The sequence below is a fragment of the Enterococcus quebecensis genome (assembly GCF_001730365.1).
GTDB lineage: Bacteria > Bacillota > Bacilli > Lactobacillales > Enterococcaceae > Enterococcus_L > Enterococcus_L quebecensis.
Genome location: NZ_MIKB01000013.1, coordinates 293,017 through 310,721 on the forward strand (window position 1 = coordinate 293,017; position 17,705 = coordinate 310,721).

Here is a 17,705-nt window from a genome sequence, read left to right on the forward strand (position 1 = left end):
TTATACACATTAAAATTTTACCACACACCCCTAGAAAATAATATACATTAAAAAATTCTATGTAATGGATTAGAAATAATCTAAGGCTCAGAATGTAAAACAAAAGGAGTTGGTAATCAAACCCACTCCTTTATGTCTACTCTGAGAATTCTATACAAAAGAAGCTCAAATTATTCCTACATCATACCGCCCATTCCCATTGAAGGGTCCATTGGAGGCATTGCAGCTCCTGCTGGTTCTGGTTTATCTGCAACAACAGCTTCTGTTGTTAATAATAATGCAGCCACAGACGCAGCGTTTTGTAATGCTGAACGTGTTACTTTCGTTGGGTCAACGATTCCTGCTTCGACCATGTTAACCCATTCTCCATTTGCAGCATTGAATCCAATGCCCAAATCAATATTTTTTAGTTTATCAACAATTACTGAACCTTCATATCCAGCATTTTCAGCAATTTGGCGAATTGGTTCTTCTAGAGCGCGAACAACGATTTTCACACCTGTTGCAACATCGCCTTCGGCATCTAAAGCAGTTACTTTGCCAATAACATTCACTAACGCTGTACCACCACCAGAAACCATACCTTCTTCAACTGCAGCACGCGTTGCATTCAAAGCATCTTCGATACGTAGTTTTAATTCTTTTAATTCTGTTTCTGTTGCTGCACCGACTTTAACTACCGCTACACCACCAGCTAATTTTGCTAAACGTTCTTGTAACTTTTCACGATCAAAATCAGAAGTTGTTTCAGCAATTTGGTTTTTAAGCAATTGAACACGTGCATCAATAGAAACTTTTTCGCCCGCACCTTCAACGATTGTTGTATTGTCTTTATCAACAACAACTTTGCTTGCATTACCAAGATTTTCAATCGCAGTGTCTTTTAATTCAAGACCTAAATCATCAGTAATAACTGTTCCACCAGTTAGAATAGCGATATCTTCAAGCATTGCTTTACGACGATCACCAAAACCAGGAGCTTTAACAGCGACTACATTAAATGTTCCACGAATTTTATTTAAGACTAATGTTGGCAAAGCTTCTCCATCTACATCATCAGCAATGATCAATAATGGTCGGCTTTGTTGTAAAATTTGCTCTAACAAAGGCAAAATGTCTTGAATGTTAGAGATTTTTTTGTCAGTAATCAAGATATATGGATTTTCTAAAACTGCTTCCATTTTATCGTTATCTGTCACCATATATTGAGATAAGTAGCCACGGTCAAATTGCATCCCTTCAACCACGTCTAATTCTGTTTCAATCCCTTTTGATTCTTCAATAGTGATGACACCATCATTGCCAACTTTTTCCATTGCATCAGCAATCAATTGTCCTACACGGTCTGAACCTGAAGATACCGCTGCTACTTGGGCAATGGCTTCTTTAGAATCAACGACTGTTGAAATATTGTGCAATTCTTCAACCGCTGTTTTTGTTGCTAATTCGATACCACGACGGATTCCTAATGGATTAGCACCAGCTGTTACGTTTTTCAAACCTTCACGTACGATTGCTTGTGTCAAGACTGTAGCAGTTGTTGTTCCGTCACCTGCGATGTCATTTGTTTTAGAAGCAACTTCAGAAACTAATTTAGCCCCCATGTTTTCAAAGTGATCTTCTAATTCGATTTCTTTTGCAATCGTTACACCATCATTTGTGATCAATGGAGAGCCAAAAGATTTTTCTAAAACAACGTTACGGCCTTTAGGACCTAATGTCACTTTTACTGTGTCCGCTAAAATATCTACTCCACGAAGCATTGCTGCACGTGCATCTTCTGCAAATTTAATTTCTTTTGCCATAATTCCTTCACCTCAAAATTTTATTTTTTTATTTATAATTAAGTAGTTTGTTTATATTCGATAATACGTTTATTCAACAATCGCAATGATGTCTTTGCCAGAAAGAATCAAATAATCTTTTCCTTCATATTTTACTTCTGTACCAGAGTATTTTTCAAACATCACTGTATCGCCTTCTTTTACATCCGCAGGAACTTTTGTGCCGTTCTCTAAAACACGGCCTTCACCGACTGCGATAACTTTTCCGGTTTGAGGCTTTTCTTGAGCAGCAGATGCTAATACGATGCCTCCTACTGTTTTTTCTTCTTCTTTCGCGACTTCAATAATGACGCGATCGCTTAATGGTTTTAACACAATAAATCCCTCCATAAAAATTTAATTTCATTTTTAGCACTCTTGCATTAAGAGTGCTAACTCATACTATTTATAATACTCATTTCATCTTCATTTTGCAAGTCTTTTGACCAATTTTATAAAATAATTGTTACTTCGTTAGAGCGTCAGAAACAATCCTATCACACGTATTCAGCGATCAAAAAAACAAGTTTCTTTAAAGGGTAATCTCGGATCCTCTCTTTGGTGTCGTTTTCATGATAAGATGATAAAAGAAAGTGAGGCGATTAAAATGAAACAACGTGTTACAAGAGCTTTGATGGCGACTGGACTTTACTTAATTATTGCTAATACGGGCAACTTCTTTTTTGGTGTAAACAAACGCTTTGACTGGACGACTACGTTATGGGAGGCTGCTTTCTTTTTTATTTTTATCTTTCTATTGTTAGGTTATCGCAATAATCATAAATAATTGGTTGGTGTTTTAAGGATAGCTGGTTCCAATAGAACCAAGCTATGGTATAATTTTTATATTCTGCAATTATTGAAAGGAGTTTTCTGTCTATATGACAACAAACATGTCTATTAAAAAAATAAGTCTTATAACTATCCTATTGTATGTGCTCGTCTTTTTGTCTCCAATTGTTTTTAGCCCTTTTCCGCCAAATATACTTATTGCCGGCACAACAGTTATTTATATTCTTGGTGCAGCTCTGATGATTTGGCTTTACCTTAAAAACAAAAGTTCTGCCATTACTATGGTGGAAAAAGACACGAAACTGACTTCTCCTGTGTTTATGCTTTTATTAGGTATAAGCGGGATATTTATTGCTATGATTATTCAAGCTATCGTCTTCGGTATTGAAACGGCGATCACAGGTGCAGAACCTAGTTCCCAAAATACGAAAAATATTATTACAATTATTTTAGCGAACCCACTATTTATCTTAGCAACAACAATAGGCGGACCAATTATGGAAGAATTTGTTTTTCGTCGTTCGTTGATTGGTTTGACTGAACCGTATACTGGTTTTTGGATTTCAGCTATTATCAGTTCTTCTTTATTTTCTTTGATTCATCAAGATGGGCATTTCTTTGTTTATTTTTTCATGGGGTTCTTTTTTGCTCTATTATATAAAATGACTGGAAAAATTTGGACTTCAATCATTGCCCACTGTGGAATGAATACCCTTGTTGTAATCGCTCAACTTTTACTACACTTTGGAAACATTGAATTACCTAAATAAAGAAAAGAATAAAAAACTGTGAGTGTGTCTTTTAAAAAAAGTACACTCACAGTTTTTTATTCTTTTTCGTCGTCGATTTCAGTATCGACTAATTCACTATCATGGTGTAAGAAGTAAATCAATGTTTGGAGTTCATTTGTCAAATCTACATTTTGAATCAAAACATCTTGGGGTGCTACTAAACGGGCAGCTGTAAAGTTTAAAATCCCTTTGACTCCAGCATCAGCTAGCTGACTAACAACTTCTTGTGCTTTTCTCGCTGGCAATGTCAAAATTGCTACTTCGATTTGTTGCACACGAATCTGTTCCATCATATCTGTCATTGGATAAACTGGGATACCGTCAACAATTCTGCCGACAATGTCATCATTGACATCAAACGCACAACTGACACGAATACTATTACTTTGATGAAATTTATACTTCAGTAAGGCACTTCCTAAGTTACCTACACCGATTAAGGCTACATTTGTTAGTTCATCATCATTCAATGTCTTCGCAAAGAAATTCATTAAATTTTCTACATCATAACCATACCCGCGCTTACCTAATTCGCCAAAATAAGAAAAATCTCGTCGAATCGTTGCGCTATCTACTTGTACAGCTTCACTTAGTTCAGTAGAAGAAACTTTATTTTTGCCTGCATCATGCAGAATTCTCAAATAACGATAATATAGGGGAAGGCGTCTTGCCGTTGCTTTTGGAATAATTTGGTCTTTCACAATCGTACCTCCAATACTCTAAATATAGACAAATATCCAACTCTCATAATATCAGGTGTTCAAGATAAAAAGCAATATTACAGCTCAGAAAAAGAAATAATTTGCAAATTTTTTGAAATCGGCCAAATAATTTTCGACTCTAGCTGTAGTATAGGTGCTATTTTCAATTAATTTATGCTACACTAAAGGCATTGAAATAGAAATGAGGATGCCCCATGATTTTACTCCAAGCAAATCAAATCGCCCGCTATTTTGGCGCAGACACTTTGTTTGAAAACATACAAATGGAGATTAGCACAAACAGTCGGATCGCTCTAGTCGGTCGCAATGGTGCTGGTAAATCTACTCTTTTAAAAATAATTGCTGGCATTGATGCGCCAGACGCTGGAACAATTGCTAAAAATAAAACTGCTAGTCTAGGATACTTGGCTCAAGATACTGGACTTGATTCTGATAAAACGGTTTGGGACGAGATGTTGGAAGCCTTTGAAGTAGTAATTACCATGGAAAAACGAATGCGTGAACTAGAGCAGATCATTAGTGAATTACTGCCAGAAGCTTCTAATTACGAATCCGTTATGAAGGAGTATGACCGTCTCCAACATGAATTTTCAGAAAAAAATGGCTATGGTTATGAAAATGAAATCCGATCTGTCTTACATGGTTTTGGCTTTAAAGAGGACTTTTATGCAAAACATATCAGTACACTATCTGGTGGTCAAAAAACTCGTTTGGCTTTAGCACGTATGCTGCTGCAAAAACCAGATATTCTGATTCTCGATGAACCTACTAACCATTTAGATATCGATACCCTTTCTTGGTTGGAAAATTATTTACCTAGTTACTCTGGCGCTCTTTTAATTGTCTCCCATGACCGTTATTTTCTTGATAAAGTAGTGACAGAAGTTTATGAAATCAGTCGTCATAAAATGCGTTATTATAAAGGCAACTATTCTAAATATTTAGAATTAAAAGCAGAACAGCTAACAAGCGAATGGAAAGCTTACGAAAAACAACAAACTGAAATCAACAAACTGGAAGATTTTGTTGCACGAAACTTAGTTAGAGCATCCACAACCAAAAGAGCACAAAGCCGCAGAAAAACATTAGAAAAAATGGAACGTTTAGATCGACCTCAAGGAGATGAAAAATCCGCTAATTTCCTATTTGCGATTGAAAAAATTTCTGGAAATGTGGTTTTACAAATTGAAGATGCAGCTATTGGATACGAGTCTCGTATACTATCTGAACCTGTTTCTTTAGATATTCGCCGACAAGAAGCTATTGCCCTAGTTGGTCCAAATGGAATTGGGAAATCGACATTGCTAAAATCGATCATTGGAAATATTCCCTTCATTAAAGGAACAGCCAACATCGGTACTAATGTTCAGATCGGCTATTATGATCAAGAACAAGCTAACCTTCATGGTACTAAAACTGTTTTGGCCGAACTTTGGGATGAACATCCGACTACACCTGAAAAAGATATTCGCAATATTTTGGGCAGCTTTTTATTTAGCGGAAATGATGTAGAAAAGACAATTCCTCTTTTGAGCGGTGGAGAAAAAGCCCGTGTTGCTTTAGCAAAATTATCAATGGATAAAGAAAACTTTTTGATCCTTGATGAACCTACCAATCATTTGGATATCGATAATAAAGAAGTGTTGGAAAATGCTTTGATTGATTATGAGGGAACCCTTTTATTTGTTTCCCATGACCGTTATTTCATCAACAGAATTGCTACAAAAGTAATCGAACTTTCTGAAACTGGCAGTAAACTTTATTTAGGTGATTATGATTACTACCTAGAAAAGAAAAAAGAAGAAGAGGAATTGGCTCAGTTATTAGCTGAACAGAATTCTGAAAAACAAGTTGAAACAACAAAACCCAAAAATGATTTTTATCAAAATAAAGAGCAACAAAAAATTCTACGTAACTTGACTCGAAAAATTACACAGATTGAAGAAAACTTAGCAACATTAGACACGACTATCGATCAACTAGAACACTCAATGAGCGACCCTACCCTTGTAGATGACCATGTAAAACTGATGTCTCTAAATGAAGAATTAGAAACACAGCGTAAACAACAGGAAGAATTACTGACAGAGTGGGAAAACCTTAGTTTAGAACTGGAAGAGCTAGAAGAAAATAATTGATGAAAGGTGATCAACCATGACTTCAAAACGGATGAATGTGACGAAACCCAAGTATCAGCAAATTGCTGTTGACGTGGCTGCTAAAATCGCTGATCAAACATTTACAGTTGGCGATAAAATCCATGCTCGCTCTACCCTTGCCAATAAATATAGCGTTTCTCCTGAAACCGCTAGGAAAGCCATTAGTGTACTAGTTGATTTAGAAATCGTCCAAGCTAAACATGGTAGCGGATTTTATGTTCATTCAATGGAAAAAGCCAAGCTTTTTGTCGAACAATACCAAGACGTTCAATCAATTCACGATTTAAAAGAGGATCTGATTGAGAGTGTCCAAAAACAAAAAGAAGAATTAAGTCACTTCTCGGCAATATTAGATAAACTTGTGGATCAAACAAAACGTTTTGATTCCTTCAATCCACTAAATCCAGTGACATTTACGTTAACCGCTGACGCCTCTCATTTAGAGATGACCATCAGTGAATTAAATTTATGGCAAAGTACCTCAGCTACATTGATTGCAATCAAACACGGAGATGAATTACTTGTTTCACCAGGTCCATATGCCAAACTCAGCGCCGGGGACACAATTTACTTCGTTGGGCACGAATCAACATTGCAACGCGTTCAAAATTTTTTCTATCCTAATTCATAATAAAAAAAGAGCAATCGAACCTGTTGAGGTTTTGGTTGCTCTTCTTTTTATACTCCTCTTCTTACTCTAGTAATTTGACAAAGTGACTACACGATGTTAACCTAAAATGGTCACTTTTTTTACAGAAAAGAAAATGATTTTCTTTCCATGAAAATCAAGTTTTATAGTTTCACAGGCTTGCTCTTCGGAAAAAAGATAAAATAGGAATGAGGCAAAAAACGCCTCAATCATATTTTCCTATTTTTCTGTCAGAGCTAAACGAGCTTATTACACTTTATATTATCTAGCGTAATGGGCTTGCTCTTCGGAAAAAAGATAAAATAGGAGTGAGGCAAAAGACACCTCAATCATATTTTCCTATTTTTCTGTCAGAGCTAAACGAGCTTATTACACTTTATATTATCTAGCGTAATGGGCTTGCTCTTCGGAAAAAAGATAAAATAGGAGTGAGGCAAAAGACACCTCAATCATATTTTCCTATTTTTCTGTCAGAGCTAAACGAGCTTATTACACTTTATATTATCTAGCGTAATGGGCTTGCTCTTCGGAAAAAAGATAAAATAGGAATGAGGCAAAAGACGCCTCAATCATATTTTCCTATTTTTCTGTCAGAGCTAAACGAGCCCATTACGCTTTTAAATTTAGGAGGAATTTTGTTTTGCCCAAAGTAAAAGTATCGCATTTAACAAAAATATTCGGTAAGAAATCAAAACAAGCACTGGATATGATCAAAGAAAACAAAGATAAAACCGAGATCTTGAAAAAAACGGGTGCTACAGTTGGTGTCTATGATGTGAATTTTGAAGTAGAGGAAGGCGAAATCTTTGTGATTATGGGACTTTCTGGTAGTGGAAAGTCAACATTAATCCGTTTGTTGAATCGCTTGATTGAACCTACTTCTGGAAATATTTTCATTGATGATCAAGAAATCGCAAAATTGGATAAAGAAGGTCTTAGGGAAGTTCGTCGTAATAAAATGAGCATGGTTTTTCAAAACTTTGGTCTATTCCCTCACCGGACTATTTTGGAAAATACAGAATATGGCTTAGAAGTTCGTGGTGTTCCCAAAGAAGAACGGACAGCTAAAGCAGAACAAGCTTTGGAAAACTCAAGTTTACTAGCTTTTAAAGATCAATTTCCTAATCAATTATCAGGCGGGATGCAACAACGTGTCGGATTAGCCAGAGCTTTGGCTAATGATCCAGAAATTCTATTGATGGATGAAGCTTTCTCCGCCCTTGATCCCTTGATTCGCCGGGAAATGCAAGATGAGTTAGTTGATTTACAGGAAAACGTGAAGAAAACAATCATCTTTATCACTCACGATTTGAATGAAGCTTTAAGAATCGGCGACCGCATCGCCTTAATGAAAGACGGTCAAATCATGCAAATTGGAACAGGTGAAGAAATTTTAACCAATCCAGCCAATGATTATGTCCGTACATTCGTTGAAGATGTTGACCGTTCTAAAGTCTTAACTGCACAAAACATTATGGTTCCAGCACTAACAACCAATATTGAAATTGACGGACCTACAGTTGCTTTAACACGGATGCGTCAAGAAGAAGTGAGTATGCTTTTAGCTGTTGATAAAAAACGTCAACTAAAAGGTGTAGTTCGAGCAGAACGTGCTTTAGAAGCCCGTAAAGCAGGGAAACCACTAACTGACTATGTCGATACAGATATCACAAGTATTGATAAAGATATGCTAGTTAACGATATTTTCCCAATCATCTATGATTCGCCCACGCCAGTTGCAGTAACAGACAACAATAAATTGCTTGGTGTCGTTATTCGAGGCAGCGTTCTTGAAGCACTAGCAGAAACAGAGGTGACGATCAATGACTAATTATCAACTTCCTGTAGCCAGCTGGGTCGAAACAATCACAGAATGGATGACAAATACATTTTCTGGATTATTCAGTTTTTTCCAAACTTCTGGTCAAAGTTTAATGGATGGAATCACGTCTTTATTAATTGGTATTCCACCATTGCTATTTATTATTATTATGACAGCAATTGCTTTCTTTATTTCCAATAAAAAAATTGGATTGAGTTTGTTTACATTTATTGGTTTACTTTTCATCTACAACCAACATTTATGGACTGACTTAATGAACACGGTGACTTTAGTCTTGCTTTCTAGTTTAGTTTCCATCATCATTGGTGTTCCTCTTGGCATTTTGATGGCTAAAAGCAACAAAGCACAGAGTATTATTACCCCTATTTTAGATTTTATGCAGACAATGCCTGGTTTTGTTTATTTGATTCCAGCAGTAGCATTTTTTGGAATCGGTATGGTTCCTGGGGTTTTCGCTTCAGTAATCTTTGCTTTACCGCCAACTGTTCGTTTTACCAATCTAGGGATTCGCCAAGTACCAAAAGAATTAGTTGAAGCATCTGATTCATTCGGTAGTACTGGTTGGCAGAAATTATTCAAGCTTGAATTGCCTTTGGCTAAAAACACAATCATGGCCGGTGTCAATCAAACAACCATGTTAGCTCTTTCTATGGTCGTTATCGCATCTATGATTGGTGCACCAGGACTTGGTCGTGGCGTTCTTTCTGCCTTACAACGTGCACAAGTCGGAAATGGTTTTGTTAATGGTGTAGCATTGGTTATTTTAGCAATCATTATTGATCGTTTTACTCAAAATTTAAACAAGAAAAAAACAGCACCTTCGACATCTAGATTTTCTAAAAAACAAAAAATCGTTGGTACTGTCATTGCTGCTATAGCTATTATTGGTGTTATCGTTGCCCCTTCCCTTTTCTCTTCTAATAAAAATGAAGAAAAGAATATTTCTCTTTCATACGTGGAGTGGGATACCGAAGTTGCTTCAACACATGTGGTTGGAGAAGTTTTAAAAGATGTTGGTTATAACGTTTCATTAACGCCTTTGGATAATGCTATTATGTGGGAATCTATCTCAAAAGGTGAAACAGATGCCATGGTTGCTGCTTGGTTACCTGGAACCCATGGTGAACAATACAAGCAATATAAAAATAAAGTAGATGATTTAGGTGAAAATCTAAAAGGTGCTAAACTTGGCATCGTTGTTCCAAAATATATGAGCGCCAATTCTATCGAAGATTTAAAAGATCAAGCTGGTAAGAAAATCACCGGAATCGAACCTGGTGCCGGTGTTGTCGCTGCTGCTGAAAAAACAAAAAAAGCATACAGTAACCTAGCTGACTGGTCAGTTGAAACTTCTTCTTCTGGTGCAATGACTGTCGCTCTTGGACAAGCAATCAAGAACAAAGAAGATATCGTAATCACAGGTTGGTCTCCTCACTGGATGTTTGCTAAATATGATCTTAAATATTTAGAAGATCCAAAAGGAACCATGGGAAATGAAGAAGCGATTCATACAATGGCTAGAAAAGGATTAGAAAAAGAAAATCCTGAAGCTTATAATATTTTGAAAAACTTCCATTGGACGAAAGAAGACATGGAATCTGTCATGTTAGAAATCAACAATGGAACAGAACCAACACAAGCTGCTAGAAACTGGATTGACAGTCACTCAAAAGAAGTAGCTGAGTGGAAAAAATAAAAAAAAGCAGCCATAATTTTTTATGGCTGCTTTTTTTGTATATATTAACTATTTAACGATCGGTTAGGTTTGGCTTTTTAAACTTTACTTCCTTCGCCAAGTATTGTTCCTCATCTGCTCTGGCAGAGCCAATCTTTAGATTATTACTACTCTACTTTTACTTCTATGAATTTCTCTATTGTCTTTTATTTCCCAGTATAACGGTTAGTGATTCTCTAGTACGGTAACTTCGCTCACTTTGTTCGCCAAGTATTGTTCATCATCTGCTCTGGCAGAGCCAATCGCAGTGATTCACAACAAAAACCGCTCGGTTGGGTGACCGAACGGCAAGGAGTTCTTTTTACTTGAGGAGTAAAAATGAAAAAGTGTTTAGTTTGGGTTTGTTATTGGGTATGTATTTATAATAGCCAAAAGTTTTGAAGAAACTATGCCTAAAAGATTGAGGTTTTCTATAGAATGATTAAGAAAAAGTAAAAAAGTCAGTAACAACATCCAACTATCTGTTTGACGTTATTACTGACTCCTCTTATTTAAAAAAATTATTTTGGTGTTACATAAGCTAAAGTGTCTGCTGTATTTTTATCGATTACTCTAAAGGAAACCATTCCTAAACCAGCAACATTCATTTCTGAAATTAGAATAGAACCATCTTCATAGACATGTTCAACAAAAGCAACGTGTCCATAAGTTCCATCTGCTCCAGCAACAGTTGGTTGGAAGCTTACTGCTGTTCCAGCTTTTGGTTTATTTGTTACTTCATAACCATTCGCTTTTCCAGTTGAACCCCAATCCATTCCGTTACCCATAGTTGTTTCAACATAACCGCCTAATTGCACAATACGGTTATACACATACTCAGTACAGTTTCCTGCTGCATATGCTTCTGATCCAGAGTAGGTTTCACCTGAATATTCAGGGAAATCACTATCTACATGAGTATCCGCAACAATGATACCTGTTGCAGTCTTAGATGGTTCAGCTTTATCATATTCAGTCAAGTTATACTCTTCGATAAACGCATTTAGCTTTTTATCGTAACTTGTATCTGTTGCATAAACACCTGTTAAAGATTTTGTTGCTTCTTGATAAGTAGGTGCATTGGATTTCCATGTTCCAGAATAAATCTCTGAATTTGAATCAATGCCTTCTTTCATCAACTTAGCATAATCTTCAAAAGATTCTTTGTAGCTAGGATATTTCTTGAAGGCTGCATCAATTGTGTACATATTTCCAGAACCATCGTCTTCTTGAGTAGAGAAAACAACATTCTCTCCCTTGTACTCGCCTTTAATTCCGAAAAGATTATAATACGGTTGTTGACTTAATTGACTACCACCAGACCCTGTTTCTAAAACGGCTTGAGCAATCATAACTGAGGCGTATAAGCCATGTTTTTGTCCGACCGATCGAGCTTTTTCACCGATACGGCGAATAAATGTTTCAGTCGGCTCGTTTTTCACGACAGAAATCTCTTCATTCGGGTTAACAGTCAATCCATTATCCAACACTTGTGGCAATGACTCAATCGGTGCCTCTTCATTTGGAATAACTGGCTGTTGCACTTGTGGCTGCTCACTTCCATGATTGTTTGCAGGTGGTTGTACTTCTGTAGAAGATTCTGTGGTAGTACTTGATTCAGTCGTACCAGTTTCTCCTCCAGATGTTGATGAATCTGTCGTTGTTGTGGTGTCTTCAGTAGAAGAACTTTCGGTTGTTTCAGTTGTTCCTTCTTCGATAGTGCTTGAATCTGATGGCATTAATTCGTCTGCATGCCCAATGACTGGGACTAAATTAACACTAAGCAAGACACAAATCATCTGTAATGATAATAGTTTACGCTTCATTCACTTTAGTTCCTTTCATAAAATAGTAAAGTTTCAGAACTCTTTAGAATCTGTCACTCATTTTTTTCAGGTTGACTCTTTGAATATCAAATCTTTTAAATCAGAATCATACTTTCAGCAGTTCTAACTAGTAGTTATTTACAAGGACTGCTCACTACTGTCAGTGGAATTCTTTTGATTTCTCTCCATAAACCCACCTGCCCTTTGTTTCTGAAAATCGTATTTAACCTTCTATAAGTTGAATTAATTTTACCATAAGTATAGCTTAAAATCTTCCACTTGACTCAAAAGTTTGGAAAGTTTCGAAAAAAATTCACTTTTAAAGCAAAAAATAGCCGATTTTTCTTATCGACTTTTTAATTCACCAGTATGAAGTTAACTTTTAATTTAGTCGAAATAAAAAAAACGTCCTTATAAGAACGTCTTTCAATATTATTTAGTTGTCTTTAGCGAATAAAGAAACAACATTTGAGTGATTAAAATAGTCTCTATTAGATTCTTCAAAATACTTACTCAGAAATTTATTCTCAAGTCCAAATAGAGATTCTAAAAATGATCGGTCAATAGAATAGTCATTTAAAATATCATTTAAAGAAAATAGATGATTTTTTAAAATTAAGTCTAGCAACGAACGAACTTTTCCTGGTCTGACAATAGGAATATCTTCATCTAGAGGTTCGTTCTTTCTGTAGTCTTTCCGATTTAGAGTAGCACAAAAGTAACGATTTTCTTCAAATGTTAGTAACCCCATTTTATAAGCACGATACTCTAAGGCACCAATTGAAACCATATATTTCATCTTCATGTCCAAATATGATTCAGGATTTGATTTCTTTGAAATAGCTGAAAAATCTTTTAAGAATGGAGCTTTTGGAAGCAAGAAAAATGAGGCAAAGTCATTTGCTTCTTTTTCAATTGTTTTATGTTCATCTTTTGTTAAGCTATCCATATCAATTTTGTAATGCAGCAACAAATGTCCTAATTCATGTGCTAAATCAAAATTTCTTCGAACAGCTGATTTTTTTTTGTTTCCAAGAATAATAAATGGTTTTTGTTGACTAGTCCAAGTACTGTAAGCATCTATACTAGGACCCATATTTTTTTCTAAAATGGCTATTCCTGAAAGTTCAAGCTTGTAAAGAAGCTCTGAATTTGATTGCACATCCAATTTTTTCCTAGCATTTTCAGCAATACTCTCTAATTGCAAGAGTCTGTCACTTGCCTCTACTGACGTATTATAAAGTTGCATAGATTCGTCTCTTAATAATGGAAGGATGCTCGTTGGTAAATTGAGCTTATTTTCAAATTTATCTAAAAAATAACTAATAAAATCAATAAAAGTCGTCTCCATTTTTGTCTTTTTGCGAGCCTCCCGATCTTCGGCTCGATAAGCAATGCTTTCAACTTTGGAAATATTAGTTACAAATGGTTCCGTGTAGAAAAATTGAGCTCTGACATTAAAAACTTTTTTTAACTCATTAACTACTTCAAATTTTGGTACAGTATATTGATTTTCATACTGCCAGATTGCTTGTTCACTTAAATTTAATTGGTCAGCAAGTTCCTTTCTGGAGAGACCATTTAATTCTCTGACACTCTGTAATTTCTCTCCGAAAAACATTGTAATCACATCCTTGCTTATTTGTTAAAAAATTAGTTTCCCGATTCTTCTTTTTCCTCTTCAGGGATAGAATAACCAAATGCATTTGAATCACCTGAGAAAATAGTCTGATCAGAAACTTTTTCATTCATAATTGGTTCTACATCTTCAGAAGTAATTTCATACTCACTATCTTGAATAAGATAACTTAAATCTTTAACTAGCTCTAGGTTCATCGTTTGACGATTAGGCATTGTTAATTTGATTGATTCAACAAATTTAGTCTCATCATCAATTTCATAAGTCACAATATAAAAGCGTGAATATTTTTGAGTTACGTTCAACGGAGTTCCATCTAGTACAGCTCTTACTTCTTCTGGGTCATTTAATTCAAGTTGGATCTGTTCTGGTTGAACAAGAAAGTTTTGGGTACTATTTTTTAAAATATCTGTATTTATGTCAGCTAAATTCACTAAGTAGTTATCTTCTTTAGCCTTCTTTTTTTGATCATCAAAAGATTTTTGCACTCTTCTAGAATTTTTTACGATAACCATATAATCTTCAGTATTTTCGCTAACTGTAAACTGTAAATATTCCCAAGTATACCCAGCTTTTTCAATTTTAAACTGTACGTTGTGGCTTTGTCCAATTTTAGAAACTTGATCATCAATATGATTCCCTTTTGTCCAAGCGTAAGCGCCACTAACATTCATTGAATCTTTTTTGCTTTTTCTTTCTTCAAGATACTGTAAGTATCCTTTTAAAGTACCATCAACTATTGCTTTACTGATTGATTTATCTAATTTAAATTCATCCATACAACAACCTCCAATCTATTTTCTCCTGTCAGTATACAACATTTTTAAAGTAAAAACATTAATTTTCATTTTTTTTTAAAGTATCGAAATAATAAGAAAGAGACATAGAATAATGTCTCTTTTTTTCTTCAATAACGTTTAAATTTTTCTTTGGTAGAATTTTGGAAAACTGGCAGTAAAAATGGTAGCTTACTCTCCTGAATTTTTGTTGATTTAACGCGTTTTTAATGGAGTTTTCCAATCACTTACGGTACATCTTAAACTCAAGAAATAAATCATTGTAAATACCTAAATATTTTGCACCTAAATCTTCATAAACTTCTAAATGTTTAATCACTTCATCACTTGGATAAAATTGTTCATCACTAGAAATTTCTTTAGGCAGTAACTTTTTAGCTGTTTTATTTGGTGTAGAATAACCAATATATTCAGCATTTTGTGCTGCATTTTCTGGTCGTAGCATGAAGTTAATAAACTCATAAGAACCTTTAATATTTTTAGCTGTTTTAGGAATAACAATATTATCAAACCAAAGATTAGACCCTTCAGATGGAATGACATAATGCAGATGTTCATTACCATCAAGCATTTCAGCGGCTTCTCCTGAAAAAGTTACTGCAACGGCGCTTTCTTCATTAATCATATACATTTTGATTTCATCCGCTACAATTGCTTTGACATTGGTAGTTAATTTGTTTAATTTATCTGTTGCTTCACGCAACTCTTGATTATTTTTGCTATTCAGTGAGTATCCTAGACTATTTAGAGACAGTCCTAGCACTTCACGAGCACCGTCAATCAGCATTAAGTTGTCTTTTAACTCAGGTTTCCACAAATCATCCCAATGGTTGATCTGATCTTTACCGACAAATTTATCATTATAGATGATTCCTAATGTTCCCCAAAAATACGGGATCGAGTACTTATTTTGTGGATCAAAATCTAGATTTAAAAAACGCTCATCTATATTTTTCAGACCTTTTATCTTTGAATGATCAATCGGTAAAAGCATTTTTTCTTTCATCATTTTTTGAATCATATATTCAGAAGGAATTGTGATATCGTAAGCTGTTCCTCCTTGTTGGATCTTCGTAAACATTGCTTCGTTTGAATCAAAGGTTTCATAGTTCACTTTATAACCTGATTCTTTTTCAAATTTACGCAGCAGGTCAGGATCAATATAATCTCCCCAATTGTATATCGTCAACGTGTCTGCACCAGCCATGCCACTGGCTTTTTCTAACTGATGAACGCCTAAAAATAAAATTAAGATAATCGCTAAAATCCCAATAAACAAAGATTGTAGTTTTTTCATTTGAGTTTAGCCACCTCACTTTGTTCTTGACGCATTTTTTTCAGTCTCTTAGGTGTATTGTCTTGGCTGATAAAATAGTAACCAATCACTAAAATCATAGAGAAAATAAACACTAAGGCACTTAACGCATTGATTTCTAAACTAATCCCTTGTCTTGCACGAGAATAGATTTCCACTGAAAGTGTGGAGAAGCCATTTCCTGTAACGAAAAAGGTTACTGCAAAATCATCCAAGGAATACGTAAATGCCATGAAATAACCCGCAATGATTCCGGGTGCTAAAAAAGGCAAAATGATGTTCTTGATCACTTGAATATTATTCGCCCCAAGATCACGAGCTGCATCTACCATCGAGTCATTCATTTCCTGTAATTTCGGTAAAACCATCAATACAACGATAGGAATACTGAAAGCAATATGGGAAAGTAGCACACTAGTAAAACCTAAACTAATAAATCCAACAGCTGTGAAAAAAATCAAGAAACTAGCCCCAATAATTACATCTGGTGAAACCAGTAAAATATTATTAAAACTCAATAATGCCGTTCTCGTTTTTCTCCGACGTGTATAATAAATACCCATAGCACCAAAAGTCCCAATAATCGTCGCTAGTAATGCAGATAAAAAAGCCAACAAAAAGGTATTTAGCACAATAATCAACAAACGGGTATCTGCAAAAACAGCGGAATAATTAGAAAGAGTAAATCCAGTGAATTTATTCATCGTATCCGTATCGTTAAACGAGTAAAAAATCAAATAGAAAATTGGCGCATATAATAAAGCAAAAACGATGATCAGATAAAGATAAGACCATTTAAATTTTTTCTTTGTCATTTTTTCACCCGCCCTTTTTTCTTCTTCTCACCAGTCAACAGCATTACGACAAACATCGCAACAATCAATATTACCCCAATCGTAGAACCCATGCCCCAGTTTTGCGTAACTAAGAAATGCTCTTCAATCGCTGTTCCTAATGTAATCACTCGATTTCCACCAATTAAACGAGTTAACATAAACAATGAAAGAGAGGGAATAAAGACCGCTTGAACCCCACTTTTCACACCATTCAATGAAAGAGGAAAAATCACTCGCTGAAAAGTTTGAACACTATTTGCACCTAAATCACGACTAGCACTGATCAATGAAGGGTTCATTTCTTCCAGCGCATTAAAAATCGGCAAGATCATAAAGGGAATTTCAATATACGTCGCAACAAATAGAAAACTAAAATCCGTAAACAAAATTTGTTGAGAACCAATTCCGAGAAAGCTTAAAAATTGATTTACATTCCCATGAATACTAAAAATCCCAATAAATGCATACGCCTTAAGCAAAAGGTTCACCCAAGTCGGCAAAATTACTAACATCAACCACAATTGCTTATGTTTTAATTTTGTTAAAAAGTAAGCAGTAGGATAACTGATCAATAAAGTAAACAACGTAATCAAAAAAGCATACCAAACAGAATTCAGCGTCATACTTAAATAAGTGCCAGAAGTAAAATAGGTTTGGTAGTTTGTCAAAGTAAACTGCCCATTCATATCAAAAAATGACTGATAAATAATCATTAAAACCGGCGCAATTACAAACAATAACAGCCACATCATGTAAGGGACCGAATAAATTCGACGCATTGTTTTCATTATTCTTCCCC

The 17,705-nt window shown here is 35.2% G+C and carries 15 protein-coding genes; 6 read left to right on the forward strand and 9 right to left on the reverse strand.

Features of this window, described 5'->3' with window-relative positions:
* Window positions 1-176 precede the first annotated feature (176 nt).
* Window positions 177-1,805 (reverse strand): chaperonin GroEL, encoded by a 1,629-nt coding sequence (groL, locus tag BCR23_RS07625; RefSeq protein WP_069634893.1) that lies wholly within the window; start codon window positions 1,803-1,805, stop codon window positions 177-179.
* A 69-nt stretch (window positions 1,806-1,874) separates the two neighbouring features.
* Window positions 1,875-2,159, reverse strand: a complete 285-nt coding sequence (gene groES, locus BCR23_RS07630; RefSeq protein ID WP_069634894.1) for a co-chaperone GroES — start codon at window positions 2,157-2,159, stop codon at window positions 1,875-1,877.
* Between the two features lie 271 nt (window positions 2,160-2,430).
* Here groES and BCR23_RS07635 point away from each other — a divergent pair, with 271 nt between their 5' ends.
* Window positions 2,431-2,610, forward strand: coding sequence for a hypothetical protein (locus BCR23_RS07635; protein ID WP_069634895.1), 180 nt, complete (start codon window positions 2,431-2,433; stop codon window positions 2,608-2,610).
* A gap of 106 nt (window positions 2,611-2,716) precedes the next feature.
* Window positions 2,717-3,385, forward strand: coding sequence for a CPBP family intramembrane glutamic endopeptidase (locus tag BCR23_RS07640; protein WP_069634981.1), 669 nt, complete (start codon window positions 2,717-2,719; stop codon window positions 3,383-3,385).
* A 56-nt stretch (window positions 3,386-3,441) separates the two neighbouring features.
* On the opposite strand, the gene BCR23_RS07645 is transcribed toward BCR23_RS07640, so the two are convergent.
* Window positions 3,442-4,107, reverse strand: a complete 666-nt coding sequence (locus tag BCR23_RS07645) for a redox-sensing transcriptional repressor Rex (protein ID WP_069634896.1) — start codon at window positions 4,105-4,107, stop codon at window positions 3,442-3,444.
* A 215-nt stretch (window positions 4,108-4,322) separates the two neighbouring features.
* Between BCR23_RS07645 and BCR23_RS07650 the strand changes: the two genes are divergently transcribed.
* The 4 genes from BCR23_RS07650 (at window position 4,323) to BCR23_RS07665 (ending at window position 10,475) form a co-directional block, all read left to right on the forward strand.
* Window positions 4,323-6,266 carry an ABC-F family ATP-binding cassette domain-containing protein gene (locus BCR23_RS07650; RefSeq protein ID WP_069634897.1) on the forward strand — a complete coding sequence of 648 codons (1,944 nt, stop codon included), beginning with the start codon at window positions 4,323-4,325 and terminating at the stop codon, window positions 6,264-6,266.
* Window positions 6,267-6,282: 16 nt separating this feature from the next.
* Entirely contained in the window at window positions 6,283-6,918 is a 636-nt protein-coding gene (locus BCR23_RS07655) for a GntR family transcriptional regulator (protein ID WP_069634898.1), read from the forward strand.
* A gap of 658 nt (window positions 6,919-7,576) precedes the next feature.
* The gene (locus tag BCR23_RS07660; protein WP_069634899.1) at window positions 7,577-8,767 is read left to right on the forward strand and encodes a quaternary amine ABC transporter ATP-binding protein; all 1,191 of its coding nucleotides are present in this window, start codon (window positions 7,577-7,579) and stop codon (window positions 8,765-8,767) included.
* Complete coding sequence (locus BCR23_RS07665; RefSeq protein ID WP_069634900.1) at window positions 8,760-10,475, forward strand: ABC transporter permease/substrate binding protein; 1,716 nt, start codon at window positions 8,760-8,762, stop codon at window positions 10,473-10,475. The genes BCR23_RS07660 and BCR23_RS07665 overlap by 8 nt, the downstream gene beginning before the upstream one ends.
* 539 nt (window positions 10,476-11,014) lie before the next feature.
* On the opposite strand, the gene BCR23_RS07670 is transcribed toward BCR23_RS07665, so the two are convergent.
* The 6 genes from BCR23_RS07670 to BCR23_RS07695 all read right to left on the reverse strand — a co-directional run bounded on the left by BCR23_RS07670 (window position 11,015) and on the right by BCR23_RS07695 (window position 17,694).
* Window positions 11,015-12,319: a glucosaminidase domain-containing protein gene (locus BCR23_RS07670; RefSeq protein WP_083241917.1), complete on the reverse strand. Its 1,305-nt coding sequence runs from the start codon at window positions 12,317-12,319 to the stop codon at window positions 11,015-11,017.
* Between the two features lie 436 nt (window positions 12,320-12,755).
* Window positions 12,756-13,940, reverse strand: coding sequence for a spr1629 family repressor/antitoxin (locus tag BCR23_RS07675; RefSeq protein ID WP_069634901.1), 1,185 nt, complete (start codon window positions 13,938-13,940; stop codon window positions 12,756-12,758).
* Window positions 13,941-13,972: 32 nt separating this feature from the next.
* A complete protein-coding gene (locus BCR23_RS07680) occupies window positions 13,973-14,737 on the reverse strand; it encodes a spr1630 family ClpXP-sensitive toxin (RefSeq protein ID WP_069634902.1) in 765 nt (254 codons plus the stop codon).
* A gap of 241 nt (window positions 14,738-14,978) precedes the next feature.
* Complete coding sequence (locus BCR23_RS07685; protein ID WP_069634903.1) at window positions 14,979-16,052, reverse strand: ABC transporter substrate-binding protein; 1,074 nt, start codon at window positions 16,050-16,052, stop codon at window positions 14,979-14,981.
* Window positions 16,049-16,885 carry an ABC transporter permease gene (locus BCR23_RS07690; RefSeq protein ID WP_069634904.1) on the reverse strand — a complete coding sequence of 279 codons (837 nt, stop codon included), beginning with the start codon at window positions 16,883-16,885 and terminating at the stop codon, window positions 16,049-16,051. The genes BCR23_RS07685 and BCR23_RS07690 overlap by 4 nt, the downstream gene beginning before the upstream one ends.
* Complete coding sequence (locus tag BCR23_RS07695) at window positions 16,882-17,694, reverse strand: ABC transporter permease (protein WP_069634905.1); 813 nt, start codon at window positions 17,692-17,694, stop codon at window positions 16,882-16,884. The genes BCR23_RS07690 and BCR23_RS07695 overlap by 4 nt, the downstream gene beginning before the upstream one ends.
* Between the last annotated feature and the right edge of the window lie 11 nt (window positions 17,695-17,705).